At 40.9% G+C, this 14,264-nt stretch carries 13 protein-coding genes; 9 read left to right on the top strand and 4 right to left on the bottom strand.

Annotation, left to right across the window (positions count from 1 at the left end; all coding sequences use genetic code 11):
• Window positions 1-17 precede the first annotated feature (17 nt).
• Entirely contained in the window at window positions 18-833 is an 816-nt protein-coding gene (locus ABIE26_RS07185; RefSeq protein ID WP_310138471.1) for a helix-turn-helix domain-containing protein, read from the top strand.
• 69 nt (window positions 834-902) lie between these two features.
• Entirely contained in the window at window positions 903-1,751 is an 849-nt protein-coding gene (locus tag ABIE26_RS07180) for an SDR family oxidoreductase (RefSeq protein ID WP_310138473.1), read from the top strand.
• Window positions 1,752-1,759: 8 nt separating this feature from the next.
• Here ABIE26_RS07180 and ABIE26_RS07175 read toward each other — a convergent pair whose 3' ends face one another.
• The 3 genes from ABIE26_RS07175 to ABIE26_RS07165 form a co-directional block, all read right to left on the bottom strand.
• Window positions 1,760-2,224: a MarR family winged helix-turn-helix transcriptional regulator gene (locus ABIE26_RS07175; protein ID WP_310138475.1), complete on the bottom strand. Its 465-nt coding sequence runs from the start codon at window positions 2,222-2,224 to the stop codon at window positions 1,760-1,762.
• The gene (locus ABIE26_RS07170; RefSeq protein WP_310138477.1) at window positions 2,221-2,712 is read right to left on the bottom strand and encodes a GNAT family N-acetyltransferase; all 492 of its coding nucleotides are present in this window, start codon (window positions 2,710-2,712) and stop codon (window positions 2,221-2,223) included. Before ABIE26_RS07170 ends, ABIE26_RS07175 begins: the two co-directional genes overlap by 4 nt.
• 74 nt (window positions 2,713-2,786) lie before the next feature.
• Window positions 2,787-3,416 (bottom strand): M23 family metallopeptidase, encoded by a 630-nt coding sequence (locus ABIE26_RS07165; RefSeq protein WP_310138479.1) that lies wholly within the window; start codon window positions 3,414-3,416, stop codon window positions 2,787-2,789.
• A 241-nt stretch (window positions 3,417-3,657) separates the two neighbouring features.
• On the opposite strand from ABIE26_RS07165, the gene ABIE26_RS07160 reads away from it, so the two are divergent.
• The 7 genes from ABIE26_RS07160 to ABIE26_RS07130 all read left to right on the top strand — a co-directional run bounded on the left by ABIE26_RS07160 (window position 3,658) and on the right by ABIE26_RS07130 (window position 12,357).
• Window positions 3,658-5,151 carry a malate:quinone oxidoreductase gene (locus ABIE26_RS07160; protein ID WP_310138480.1) on the top strand — a complete coding sequence of 498 codons (1,494 nt, stop codon included), beginning with the start codon at window positions 3,658-3,660 and terminating at the stop codon, window positions 5,149-5,151.
• 178 nt (window positions 5,152-5,329) lie between these two features.
• Window positions 5,330-7,774 carry an AsmA family protein gene (locus tag ABIE26_RS07155; protein WP_310138483.1) on the top strand — a complete coding sequence of 815 codons (2,445 nt, stop codon included), beginning with the start codon at window positions 5,330-5,332 and terminating at the stop codon, window positions 7,772-7,774.
• Between the two features lie 52 nt (window positions 7,775-7,826).
• Window positions 7,827-8,237: an OsmC family protein gene (locus ABIE26_RS07150; RefSeq protein ID WP_310138485.1), complete on the top strand. Its 411-nt coding sequence runs from the start codon at window positions 7,827-7,829 to the stop codon at window positions 8,235-8,237.
• 109 nt (window positions 8,238-8,346) lie between these two features.
• Window positions 8,347-9,381: a glutamate 5-kinase gene (gene proB / locus ABIE26_RS07145; protein WP_310138487.1), complete on the top strand. Its 1,035-nt coding sequence runs from the start codon at window positions 8,347-8,349 to the stop codon at window positions 9,379-9,381.
• Window positions 9,375-10,637 (top strand): glutamate-5-semialdehyde dehydrogenase, encoded by a 1,263-nt coding sequence (locus tag ABIE26_RS07140; protein WP_310141482.1) that lies wholly within the window; start codon window positions 9,375-9,377, stop codon window positions 10,635-10,637. Before proB ends, ABIE26_RS07140 begins: the two co-directional genes overlap by 7 nt.
• A 206-nt stretch (window positions 10,638-10,843) precedes the next feature.
• On the top strand, window positions 10,844-11,896 hold the full coding sequence (locus ABIE26_RS07135) for an ATP-binding protein (RefSeq protein WP_310138489.1): 1,053 nt from the start codon (window positions 10,844-10,846) through the stop codon (window positions 11,894-11,896).
• 20 nt (window positions 11,897-11,916) lie between these two features.
• On the top strand, window positions 11,917-12,357 hold the full coding sequence (locus tag ABIE26_RS07130) for a response regulator (protein ID WP_310138491.1): 441 nt from the start codon (window positions 11,917-11,919) through the stop codon (window positions 12,355-12,357).
• A gap of 11 nt (window positions 12,358-12,368) precedes the next feature.
• On the opposite strand, the gene ABIE26_RS07125 is transcribed toward ABIE26_RS07130, so the two are convergent.
• On the bottom strand, window positions 12,369-14,102 hold the full coding sequence (locus ABIE26_RS07125; protein WP_310138493.1) for a phospho-sugar mutase: 1,734 nt from the start codon (window positions 14,100-14,102) through the stop codon (window positions 12,369-12,371).
• Window positions 14,103-14,264: the final 162 nt, after the last annotated feature.

Genomic DNA, 14,264 nt, shown 5'->3' with positions numbered 1-14,264 from the left:
TATTTTAATTTTAGCTTATGATATTTCAGAAGATCCATCCGCCCGCATATCTTAAAGCCTACATCAGGTATTACTGGGTATTGGAAAGTGATGTTTTGGAAACCCTGCCCAAAAATTTTGCTGCGATTGCAGATGGCAGCCCGGGGATTATTTTTCATCAGGCAGAAGGTGGAGCGTTTTACCAGCAAGGCAAAGTGCTTCCTGCTGTCTTTTTATATGGACAAACTACAAAATATACCGAGTTAAGTTCTACAGGTCGTTTCAGGAATATCGGGGTTTATTTTTACCCGCATGCCATTAAATCTGTATTTGGATTTAATGCGGCCGAGTTAACAGATTCCTGCATAGATGTTAACCTGATATCTTCTAAAGAATACAAAAGCCTTTCGGAACGTTTGTTTAATGCCTCGGGACTAAATGATCAGATTGATGTGTTGTCTGCTTATCTGTTTGCACAGGTGCAGCAAAATAATGCATCGGACGACAGGCTGATAAGTTATGCTATAACTAAAATGTTTGAGGCAAAAGGCAATGTTAACCTGAAACTGTTACAGGAGGATTTAAGGTTATCTGAAAGAAGTCTTGAACGCAGGTTTAAATATGATATTGGTATTTCACCCAAATTGTTGTCGAGGATATTTCGTTTCCAGTCGGCAATGAACCTGGTGAGAGACAAAAGTTTTTATAAACTTTCTGACATTGCCTATGAACATAACTATGCCGATCAGTCCCATTTTATCAGGTCATTTAAAGAATTTGCTGGGGTATCACCCAATCAGTTTCAAAAGCAGTCTAACGAACTCATAGAGAATTTTCCGGAAATAAGACCCTGATTGTCGGTTTTGTTCTATTTTAAAAATTGTAATCCCCGTAATCTTGTTTAAAATAAATAAGAAAAGATTATGATTGCAATAACAGGAGCAAATGGACATTTGGGCAAGGCCACGATAAAATGTCTGCTGAAAAAGACCGGTGGTGAAAATATCATCGCTATTGTAAGAGAGCCCTCAAAATTAAGTGAATTTGAGGATACGGGAATCACAATGAGAAAAGCTGATTACGAAGACATGGATTCTTTAAATGAAGCTTTAAAAGGCGTAGATACCTTACTGCAGATTTCTACCACAAGTATGGGCGAACGCGGGATTGGCCAGGAATTGAATGTAGTTGAGGCGGCAAAGCGCCAGGGCGTGGGTTATATTGTGTATACAAGTGGCTTAAAACCAGATAATGAAGCACATTTCCTGGCAGTACAGCAATGTTTAAGAACAGAGGAAGCCATCTTAAATTCGGGGATGAGCCATACTTTTTTAAGGAACAGCCTGTACATGGAAACGATTCCATTGTTTATGGGCAACGCAATAGAGGAGGGCGGTTTTTATCTTTCGGCAGGAAAAGGCAAAGTCAGTTTTGTGTCCCGTGAGGATATTGCCGAGGCACTTTGCACGGTACTTACCGGGGATGGGCATCGAAATAAGATTTATGAAATTACCGGATCGGATAGTTTTAGTTTTGATGATATCGCAGCGTTGCTCAGTGAGAACCAAGGTAAAAGAATTGCTTATGTGGATGTTCCTGGGGAAGTTCTGAAAGAAGAACTGCTAAAATCTGGGATGCCTGAAGAAGAGTCCGGTTGGTTTTTGAGCCTTACCGAAAGCATAAAACACAACGAGTTTGCGCATGTAGAGGATACACTTGAACGCTTAATTCAGCGGAAACCGCAGACTTTACAGGAGTACCTGAAGCGATAACCACCCGGTTATCGCTTTGCCCTTTCCAGAAAGCTTTTTGCTTTCAATTGTGCCTCTACTTCGGTAATGGCTTTCATGAGGTTATTGCTGGTATCGGTTAACTCAGTAAGGGCTTCAATCATGATTTGCCATACAGGCTGCATACGGAAGAGCAGTTTTTTTCCTTTTTCTGTCAACAGGATCAGGCGTTTGCGTTCATCCTGCTTGTCTTTTTTAGAGCGGATCAACTTCTCTTTTTCCAGTTCTTTCAATAAACTGATGGTCGAAGGGTGGGTATAGCCGATCTCGGCTGCAAGTTCTACCACGCTGAGCACCGGTTTAAAATGAAGCGTATAAATTACAGGGAACCATTTAGGCTCAAAATCAATATCATGGGCCTTGTAGAGTTCAAAGCCATCTTTTCTGAGCTGCTCGCTAAGTCGCTGTAGCCGTGTTGACAAGGCAAGAATGCCCGATTCGTCTATTACATTCATAAGTGAAGGTGGTAAAATATGTTATCGGCCATCATCCTTGGAAAATAGTGTGGCAGTGCATTCATCTCCATCCTGGTAAAACCATTTTTTTCATAAAAACGATGTGCAGCTTTTAGCAGGTCCACTGTGCCAAGATAGATATCGGTGATTCCGTTATCCTTACAAAATTGAATATAGGTATCCAGTAAACGCTGTGCAATGCCATACTCTTTTCCACGATATTCCTTTTTTACAAACATCTTCCGAAGGGCACTGGCCTGATGCCCGGTGTTGATCATGGCTATAGTGCCCACCAGTTCATTGTCATGTAATGCAGCCCAGAAATTTCCGCCGCCCTGATGATAATTTGTTTCAATATCCAGAAGGTCCGGCTGATCTTCCAGGGTTACAGGTACGTTAAACTCAATTTGCTGAATGGGTAGGATGAGGTTTACGATCTGCTTGCAATAATCGTTCTTAACCGGTTGAATAGTTATAGGTATACTCATGTTCGTTGTAATTTATGTACAAGTATACGTAGTTAACTACATTAATTGAATATGGAGATGTAATATTTATGTAATTATATATTCTCTTTTATAAAGGAAAGGGGATTATAGAAACGCAGGTTCAATTGTTTTTTATTCATGGTAAGCCAGCTGGCGCAACCGTAATCGTCAAAACTTTTACGGATTTCGAGGTGGAGGTGATGGTAATCACCCCCGTATTTTTTTGATTCGGCAGGCGTAAAAAGGCGTGCAATCTTTGTGTTTTGATCTACCTGCTGTCCATTGCTGACATACACCTCTTTTAAATGCTTGTAAGAAGTAAATATGGTTTTTCCATTTTTCAGCTTATGCCTGATCACTACGGTTCGTTGATTTTCACCAAGATGTACGGAACATACAATTCCTTTGGCCATTGGATAAATGCCCACATGTTTGCTTTTAGGTTTGGCGGGATTGATGTCGATAGCGGTATGGATATGGCCTTTTAAATAACTGTCGCGGTGGTCGCCAAAAATGCTGACCACTTTCATTTGCCGGATATCTTTACGGTTTGTCAGATCGAAGGGGAGGAGCCAGCTGTCGGCTATGGAAACCGGCAGTTCATCTGTATAATAAGGCTTCCATCTTTCCCGGTCGCGCTCAATGGTAATGGGCTCTGTCGGAATGAACCAAAGTAACAAAAGACCAAACAGCATTAATTTCATATCATAAATGTACTAAGTACATCAGCAAGCTAGCAAAATTTCCAGGGATATGAAAGCATGTATGAGCCAAAAAACACAATTTCATACAAATCATTGTCATGTAATAAAATGATTTATCTGTGTGTATATTTTTAAAATATGACAATAAAAAGAGTTAAATTGATAAAAACACATAATATATTCTAAGATTACGTGCAAAATTTAATTTTGTGTTGTACTTTTGCGGAAAATTTCAAAATAAATGACCCGAAAAAACAGTAATCCAGACAAAAATGTAGATGTTGTGTTAATTGGAGCAGGTATTATGAGTGCTACTTTAGGTATGCTGCTCAAAGAGCTTCAGCCAGATATCAGCATCGAAATTTTTGAAAGGCTTGACGTGGCAGCTGCTGAAAGTTCTGATGCATGGAATAATGCAGGAACCGGACATTCTGCCTTTTGTGAGTTAAATTACACGCCTCAGTTAGCCGATGGATCTGTTGATACAAAAAAAGCCATATCTATTGCTGAATCTTTCGAGGTATCGAAGCAGTTCTGGTCTTTCCTGGTAAAAAGCAAATTGGTGGATGCACCCGAAACCTTTATCAAGGCAATCCCGCACATGAGCTTTGTTTGGGGGAAAGATAATGTGGAATTTTTAAAAGAGAGGTATTCCAGATTACAGGAAAGTGACCTGTTTAAAGGGATGGTATATTCTGAAGATGCCGGACAGCTGGCTGATTGGATGCCTTTGGTGATGAAAGACCGAAACCCGGCTGATAAAGTAGCGGCTACCAGGATGGAACTGGGAACGGATGTCAATTTTGGTGCTTTAACCAGAATGATGTTCAATAAACTTCAATCAAGACCGGATGTAAAACTTCATTTTCATCATGATGTGAAAAAGCTGAAACAAAAGAACGGCTTATGGGAAGTAAAGGTTAAAGACGAAAGCACAGGACAGAAGAGAATAATAAAGGCTAAGTTTGTATTTATTGGTGCAGGTGGTGGTTCTTTACCACTATTGGAAAAAGCGGATATTCCTGAAGGAAGAGGTTTTGGTGGTTTCCCCGTAAGCGGGCAATGGTTGAAATGCGTAAATCCGGAAGTTATTGAGCAGCACAATGCAAAAGTCTACGGTAAAGCCTCCGTAGGCGCACCGCCAATGTCAGTGCCGCATTTGGATACCAGGATGATAGACGGTAAAAAAGCCTTGTTATTTGGTCCTTATGCAGGTTTTTCTACCAGGTTTTTGAAGCACGGTTCTTTACTCGACCTGCCTAAATCAATTAAAATAAACAACATCCGGCCAATGATATCGGCTGGCCTGGATAATTTGCCGCTTACAAAATATCTGATTGACCAGGTACGTCAGTCGCCCGAAGACCGTATGGCTGCGTTAAGAGAATACCTGCCAACTGCAAAGATGGAAGACTGGGAGCTGGAGACGGCCGGACAACGTGTACAGGTGATTAAAAAAGATGAAGAGCATGGCGGCATCCTTGAGTTTGGTACTGAGGTGGTTACAGCGGCAGACGGTTCAATAGCGGCCCTTTTAGGCGCATCGCCAGGCGCTTCTACTGCGGTTTCTATTATGATTACTTTAATGGAACGTTGTTTCAGCGATAAACTCAAGACCGCTGAATGGCAGCAAAAGCTCAAACAAATGATCCCTTCTTATGGACAGGCCTTAAATGGCAATCCGCAATTGACAGAGAATATCAGGACGCAGACCAGCCATGCTTTAGGCTTGTAGCGGTTAAAATACGGTATATGAAAAGGCCATTCTGAACGGAATGGCCTTTTTTCGTTTAAGCAGCTTTTATTTGTACATTTAAGGGAAGCCATTTTGTAGAAATCATTTGGTATAATAATTGAACAAAAGCACTTATACAAATTGCACAGAAATCAATTCGGAATTAACCTTTTAACAGATGAAAATACCTCGCTGGTCTAAAATCACACTCATCATATTTGCTTCAATTGTTGCTTTGGTTCTGGTTATATATATTGGATTGGCGGCTTATGTGCATTTCAATAAGAAAAAGCTGCTGGCAACCGTCACCGAAAAACTCAATAAAAACCTGAATGGTAAAATGACCATCGAAAGCATGGATCCAACTTTTTTAAAAGGCTTTCCAGGTGTTTCTTTGAGCTTGAGAAATGTGATTTTACGCGATAGCTTATGGCAAAATCACCAGCACAACCTTATAGAAGCCAAAGATTTTGATGTTGCTGTAAATATTATGGGCTTGTTGAAAGGTACAATAGACATTGAAAAATTAGGAATAAATAATGCCACCATTTATTTATACACCGATAGCAATGGTTATACCAACACCGCAGTGTTCAAAAAGAAAAAACAACAGGAGAAGGGTAAGGAAGGGGGATCATCTCCGGCAGAGATTGGAAAAATAACCTTAAACAATGTAAACTTTGTGGTTGACAACAAAAAAGGGCATAAATTATTTCAATTTGTAGTTGATGAGCTTAAAGCAAAAATGGATTACCATCTTTTAGGGGGATGGGAGGCAGATATAAAGCTAAAAACCCTGGCGAAAAGTCTGGCATTTAATACACGCAAGGGAAGTTTTATAAAGGATAAGTTATTGGAGGGGCCTTTTAAAGTAAGTTATAACGACGGAAACGGTATAGTAGAAGTGGCTCCAAATAAACTCAACATTGGAAGTAATGGCTTTATTATAGGCGCAAAGTTTGACACAGGTAAAGAAAATACGGAATTTACCATTAATATAGAAGCATCCGAAATACTATGGAGAAACGCATCGGGACTGCTGGCACCGAACATCAGTTCCAAGCTCAATATGTTTAATCTGGATAGGCCCATTCATGCCAAATGCCGGCTTAAAGGCAACATGGGGCCAGGCGGTGAACCTGAAATATATGTAGAAGCATTTATTAAGAACAACGTGCTTACCACACCTGGTGGTGTAATAGACAGCTGCAATTTCAATGGTGTTTTTACCAATAATCATTTAAATGGAGCGGGTTTTACCGATGCGAACTCAGTGATAAAATTGCATAACTTCAGCGGTACCTATAAACAGATCCCTTTTTCTATTGACACCGCCCTGATAGAAAACCTGGAACGGCCAATTGCCAGGGGCATCTTTAAATCCCGGTTTGACATTACAAAGTTAAACAACGCAATAGGCGCGGAAACTTTGAAGTTTACGAAAGGTACTGCAAATGTAAACCTGGCCTATGCCGCAGATATTGTAGATTTTAAACTGACAAAACCGCTGGTATCTGGCGATATCGATATTAAGGATGCGGATATCAGCTATGTACCCCGAAAGCTGAACTTTACGAATACAGCTATTTTGCTGAACTTTACGAATAACGATCTGTTCATTCAGAACATCCGCTTACAAAGCGGCAAAAGTGTTGTGTTTATGGATGGAACCATCCGTAACTTCTTAAATCTTTATTATACGGCGCCGGAAAAGATTTTATTGAATTGGAAAATCAGAAGCCCTCAAATTCATTTGGGAGAGTTTATGGGTTTTCTGGGCAGCAGAAAACCTGCGTCAAAGGCCAGAAAGAAAAACAATCATAAGACCAGTTTTTCGGAGGACCTTAACGAGGTGTTTGAGAAAAGCAATGTGAATATGCATTTGAGCGTAGACAAGGTTTATTACAACCGTTTTCTGGCTACCAACGCCACTGCAGAACTGCTGCTTTCCGAAGCAGGGATAGCGATTAAAAATGTAAGTGTAAAACATGCAGGCGGCGCGCTTAAATTAAATGGAAATATTACGCAAAGGGCTGGACTGAACAGGTTTACAGTAAATACAGTTTTAAGTAATGTAGATATCAAAAACTTCTTTTATTCTTTTAATAATTTTGGGTTGACCAGCCTGACTTCCAGGAACCTGAAAGGTTATCTGTTTGCTAAAACCAATATTTCTGGCGGTATAACTGATCAGGGTAAACTGGTGGCCAACTCTTTGAACGGAAGTGTGGCATTTGATCTGAAAAAAGGGGCTTTGCTGAATTTTGATCCGATCATTAGTGTTGGCAAATTTGCCTTTCCTTTCAGAGACCTGAACAACATTACTTTTACCAATTTGAATGGCAGATTTGATGTCCGTGGGCAAAATATAACGATCAATCCTATGCAGATCAATACCAGCTTGCTAAATATGGACGTGGCGGGGGTCTATTCCATGGGGAAAGGCACCAATATAGCGGTGGATGTACCTTTAAGAAATCCTAAAAAGGATGCAGACATTACAGATAAGGAAGAGAAAAAGGCCAGGAGAATGAAAGGGATTGTATTGCACCTGCTGGCAACAGATGGGGAGGACGGAAAGATTAAAATTAAGCTAAACCGGAATAGGGAACAGAGCAGGTAAACAGTTATATTTGATAATAATAATAACCCTTAACCCATCTTAAAACAAGAACATGAAACGTAATGCAACGGCCGTTTGGAATGGCACAATCAAAGAAGGTTCAGGTCACCTTACCACAGGAAGTAAAGTACTTGATCAGACCCAGTACTCGTTTAACAGCAGATTTGCTGATGGTATAGGCACCAACCCCGAAGAGCTGATGGCAGCGGCACATGCCGGCTGTTTTACCATGAAACTGAGTCTTGATTTAACAGAAGCCGGCTTTACCCCTGAAACATTAGAAACAACAGGTACTGTTACATTGGACAATGGCACCATTACCAGCTCTAACCTGGTATTGAAAGCCAGTATTCCGGGCATCAGTGATGCACAATTCCAGGAAATAGCAGCGGGAGCAAAAGCTACCTGTCCGGTTAGCCGGGCTTATAGTGTAGAGATTTCACTTGAGGCCACCCTGGTTTAGTCATAAATTATACAAAATCTATCAATTATCCTCCTGTTTATTTCATAGATAGGAGGATTTTTGCCTATTTTCGGGTTTTCATAACCGACTTAATAACCCGAACAAATAAATGAACAAGCCCATACTTGTTTTGAAATTAGGTACTGCTTCCATTACCACCACAAAAGGGGAGCTGGACGAACAGGTAATTGCAGATGTTACGCGACAGGTAGCTGAAATTGCAAAAGACTACAGATTGATAATAGTTTCTTCAGGAGCAGTAGCCTCAGGTAAGAAGTATATTAAAAACTATAAAGGCAAAATTGCCGAACGTAAAGCTGCTGCTTCAATAGGAAACCCCTTGCTCCTTGGTACCTACTCCAAACATTTTTTACCTTACAACATTTCCATTGCCCAAAGTCTTTGTGAGCGGCAGCATTTTTCTAACCGGAAACAATTTCTGCAGTTGAAAGAAACTTACGAGGAACTTTGGAAAAATGGCGTGATCCCCATTGCCAATGAAAATGATGTGGTCAGCAGCCTTGAATTGAAATTTTCTGACAACGACGAGCTGGCTACCTTATTGGGTGTAGGTTTTGGTGCGTCCGTTATTTTACTGGGAACTTCTGTGCCCGGCGTGCTGGATAGGGAAGGAAAGGTTATTAAGCGGATAGAAAGTATCAATAACGATATTTTTTCTCTGGCAGATAAGAATAAATCAGATTTAGGCCTCGGAGGCATGATCTCTAAGTTAACATTCGCTCATCTGGCAACGGTTATGGGGATCAAGGTTGTAATATTTGGTGTTCGCAGTACAAATGGTATTCTGAACGCAATTAAGGAAAGTACAGGTACCGTTTGTGTGCCTAAGGAAGGCAATGTACCGGCCAGGAACAAATGGCTGGCCAGCGGAAGCTTGGTAACAGGCAGGGTAAAGGTTGATGATGGTGCATGTGAAGCTATACGGAAACGCAAAAGCCTGCTGGCAGTTGGCGTGCTGGAGGTAACAGAGAAATTCAGTGACGGGGAGATCTTTGAAATTACCGATAAGGAACAGCATATTATTGCTGTTGCACGTGCCAAAACCTCCTCTGAAAAAATGATAGAAAATTTAAAACAACACAACCTCGAAATAGCGAATGCCAGCGACATCGTTATATTGTAAAAGGAACCATGCAAACGATTCAACAACAATTAAGCAATGCCCGGAAGGCACAACATAGCATATCTGCTTTAAGCTATAAAGCGAAACAGGTTCTGATTGAAGACCTGGCGACTTTAATCTCAGGCAGCCAGGCGCAAATCATTACGGAAAACCGGAAAGATCTGGAAAAGATGCCTGTTTCAGACCCAAAAAGAGATCGCTTGTTGTTAAATGAAACCAGGATTCAGGACCTCAGTAACAGCCTGAAAGATGTAGCCCTTCTTGAAGATCCGACCAACAGGATCCTTTCTGAACGGACACTTGCAAATGGTCTTTTTGTTCAGAAAAAAACTGTTCCCCTGGGCGTTGTTGGGGTGATATACGAATCAAGACCAAATGTGACGATAGACGTAGCAGCTTTGTGCATCAGATCGGGAAACGTTTGTTTGCTTCGTGGTGGACAGGATGCGTACCATACCAACTTATTTATTGTTTCTTTAATTCAGCAGGTCTTGGAGGCACACGGACTGGATAAGAATATAGTTCAGCAATTGCCGGCCGACAGGAAATATATTCTTGATATCCTTCAGGCAGAGAAATTTATTGATGTGATCATTCCCCGGGGATCGAATCAGCTGATTGAGTATGTAAGGAAGAATGCTTTGGTTCCTGTAATAGAAACCGGCGCAGGGGTTTGTCATACTTATGTGGAGCAGACCGCAAAACTTGATGAAGCTGCTGCTGTTGTTGTAAATGCAAAAGTTTCCAGACCATCTGTTTGTAATGCCCTGGATACAATTGTATTGGATAGTGCTATTGCAGCCCGGTTTTTAAACATTGCTGCACCTTTGTTATCGGCCTACCAGGTTGAGCTTTTTGCCGATCAGGCGTCTTATGACATGCTGAAACAATTGAATTATACACCGTTAAACCTGGCGGGCCCTGATGATTTTGGGAGGGAGTTTCTGGATTTTAAGTGTTCAGTAAAGGTAGTGGAGCACATAGACGAGGCATTGCAGCATATTGCCCAATTCTCCTCAAAACATTCTGAAGCAATTTTGACAGAAGATGAATCGAAAGCAGAAAGATTTCTCAACGAGGTGGATGCGGCGGCAGTCTATCTGAATGCATCAACCAGGTTCACCGATGGTCAGGTTTTTGGCTTGGGTGCCGAGATTGGAATTTCTACGCAAAAACTTCATGCCCGCGGACCTTTTGCCCTTGAAAAGCTGGTCACAGAAAAATGGATCGTCAGGGGCACGGGACAGATCCGTTAAGCTTCTTGTTTTCAATGGGATAAGCTGCGCTATAATTTCCCCTTTTTGGGAAAAAAAAGCGGCGCTAAATTGGATGTTTAAACATTAAAAACCTTTTATTGAGTTGGATTTAGGCCTTAATACTATGGCCTGACTTTTGAAAATACTTGTATTAGATCAACTGAAATATAAATTACAAGTACTTGAGATCAGACAGCCTACTTAGAATGCTTGAGGTAATAGATGACTATGCCATCCTTTTTTTGGACCGGCATGGTAATGTAGGAAACTGGAACAAGGAGGCTGAGAAAATCAAAGGGTATACAGAAGAGGAAATTGTAGGACGTAATTTCAGTGTTTTCTATAATGAAGAGAGCCGTAAAAACAAACTTCCCGAGTTACTTATTGAAGAAGCCAGAGCCAAGGGGCGTGCGCAGCATGAAGGCTGGCGTGTAAAAAAAGGAGGGAAGCTTTACTGGAGTTTCGTAACGCTGTCTGCCATTTACGATGACAACAATTCTGTGATCGGATTTTCGAAGTTTGTGAGAGACCTTACTGCCAAACACAGTCACGAAAAAACGACAGAAGAGTACGCCCGGGAACTTGAACTCAAGAACAAAGAGCTGGAACAATTTGTCTACATTGCTTCTCATGATTTGCAGGAACCATTGCTTACGGTAAAGAACTTTGTTGAACTGTTTAAGGACGAATACAAAGATGTTTTTGATGATAATGCGAAACTTTACCTTCAGTTTATAGACCGTTCGACCGAAAGAATGAGAAACCTGATCAAAGGTTTGCTCGATTATGCCAGACTGGGCGGACAACAGATAAAAACACTGATCGACTGCAACGCGCTGTTGCACAGTCTGGAGAATGATCTTTTTAGCAGCATTACCACTGCCCGTGCAACAATCCATTACGAGGACCTTCCGGTGGTTTATGGATACGAGACTGCTTTAAGGCAGCTTTTCCAGAACCTGCTGAGTAATTCATTGAAATTTAAACATCCCTATATTGACCCTGAGATTAGCATTTCAGTGGTAAACCGTGAAAATTTCTGGCATTTTGAGTTCAAGGACAATGGCATTGGTATAGAAGAGCGGTACCAGGAGAAAGTCTTTGTCATGTTCCAGCGCCTGCATAGTGCCTCTGATTACGAGGGCTACGGTATTGGTCTTTCACATTGCAAGAAAATTGTAGAGTTGCATGGCGGACAAATCTCCGTACATTCTGCGCTCGGAGAAGGAAGTACATTTAGGTTCACATTAAGAGTATAACTTTAGATTGATATATAGAGATGAAAAAGTATAAAGATCTCGATTGCGTATTACTTGTTGACGACGACATTTCAACGAATTTCATTCATCGGAGGATTGTTGAAAACACAAAAATTAATGTAGCTGTTAAAGAAATAACCTCTGCCAGAGAGGCATTGGATTATTTGACCTATTCCGGTAAATATGCGCATACAGAAGATGCGCCGAAGGCAGGCATCATCTTTCTGGACATCAATATGCCTGGTATGAATGGATGGGACTTTATGGCTGAGTATAAAAAACTGGACGAAAAGCATAAAGCCAGGATAGTAGTGGTTATGCTGACAACATCGCTTAACCCTGATGATGAACTGCATGCGGCAAAAGTAGAGGAAATAGCAACCTATTTGCATAAACCTCTGAATATGCAGGCTTTTTCTACTATCGCAGATAAGTATTTTGAAGAGATAAAAGAGAATTGATTTAGAGGTTGTTAAACCCCTAAATCAATCATTACTGCTTTAATTTTATGGCCAAGAACAGCATCTGTTTCTTTAAAAGCCTGTTTGTCTTTTAACGGAGCGTTTACACTGCAATAAAATTTAATCTTTGGCTCTGTACCCGAAGGCCTAGCAGACACAATGGTACCATCTTCAGTTATAAATTGCAAAACGTCAGATTTGGGCAATTCCAGCTTTGTTTTTGTGCCTGAACCTAAATCTGTTTCAACGCCCAATTCGTAATCCTTCAGGGTGCTGATCCTGGACCCACCCAAAGTCTCAGGCGGATTGTTTCTGAATTTCTCCATCATCGCCTTGATGTCTTCAGCACCTGTTTTCCCTTTTTTCGTAATAGAAACCAGCTCTTCTTTATACAAGCCGTATTCAACGTACATATTTAGCAATGCATCGTAAAGACTGCTGCCCTTATCTTTGTAAAAAGCCGTCATTTCTGCTATAAATGCACAGGAAACAACCGCGTCTTTATCCCTTACGAGGTCGCCGATTAAATAACCATAACTTTCTTCTCCTCCGCCTATGAAGGTCTTTTTACCTTCAAGATTGGTCATGATCTGTCCAATCCATTTGAAACCGGTAAGGGTATTGAAATAGGTTACTTTTTTAGCATCTGCAATGGCTTCTATTAAATTTGAGGTGACAATGGTTTTTACAATGTATTCGTTTCCGGTAAGCTTTCCTTTTTCCTGCCATGCCGTTAAGAGGTAGTTGATGAGGAGGCTTCCGGTTTGATTGCCATTCAGCAATACAAATTCGCCATCATTGTTTTTAACAGCAATGCCAACCCTGTCTGCATCTGGGTCTGTGGCCAATACCAGGTCGGCATCAATTTCTTTAGCTTTATTTAATGCTAGCGTAAGGGCTTCTTTTTCTTCGGGGTTAGGATAGACCACGGTAGGGAAGTTCCCATCCGGCTTACTTTGTTCCTCTACCACGGTTAAATTGGTAAAGCCAAATTGCTCGAGTGCTTTCGGCACCAGGGTAATTCCCGTTCCATGAATAGGGGAATATACGATCTTAAGGCCTTTTTGACGTGAAATTGCCTCAGGTGATACCGATAGCGCAGTTATCTTCTGGAGATACAGCTGATCTATATCTTCACCAATCAGTTCAATATTGGCATCAATCCGATCAAATTTCACCTCATTAATATCAGTTATTTTTGCGACTTCGTCCATTACCATTTTATCGTCCGGAGCAGTAAATTGCCCGCCATCCGCACCATAGGCTTTATATCCATTGTATTCTTTTGGATTGTGAGATGCTGTTAACATCACCCCACTGCGGCAGCCAAGCTGGCGTATAGCGAAGGAAAGTTCAGGGGTTGGTCTTAAGGCCGAAAAGAAATACACATGGATACCGTTGGCAGAAAATACATCTGCGGTGATTTTTGCAAAATAATCAGAGTTATTTCTGCTATCGTGTGCTATTGCAACCTTAATTTTATCTCCGGGATATTTTTTGTTCAGGTAATTGGCCAATCCCTGGGTGGCTGTTCCAATGGTGTATTTGTTTATCCTGTTTGATCCGGCGCCCATAATGCCTCTTAACCCGCCTGTACCAAACTCAAGGTCGCGATAAAAAGAATCTGTAAGTTCAGTATAGGCTTCTTTATTCAATAGCTGTTGTATTTCATCTTTGGTTATCTGATCATAATTTCCGTTGAGCCATTTGTTTACAGTGGCCAGGGTAGCTTGTTCTAATTGCATATTGCCTCGTAATTGTTGTTTATCCAAATTTTATTTTGCCTGTTTTGCTGTTTTTAAGCGCTATTTCTTTAAATTCACGCCCGATTACAAGTATAGAAACTTGCAGCAAATAAATATAGCTATTATGTAGCTTTTAACCATTAAAAATTAAATAAACCTAAA

Source organism: Pedobacter africanus, from assembly GCF_040548825.1.
Taxonomy (GTDB): Bacteria; Bacteroidota; Bacteroidia; order Sphingobacteriales; family Sphingobacteriaceae; genus Pedobacter; species Pedobacter africanus_A.
Note: the sequence above shows the minus strand (reverse complement) of the source record. Positions and strands in the feature narration are given on the sequence as shown.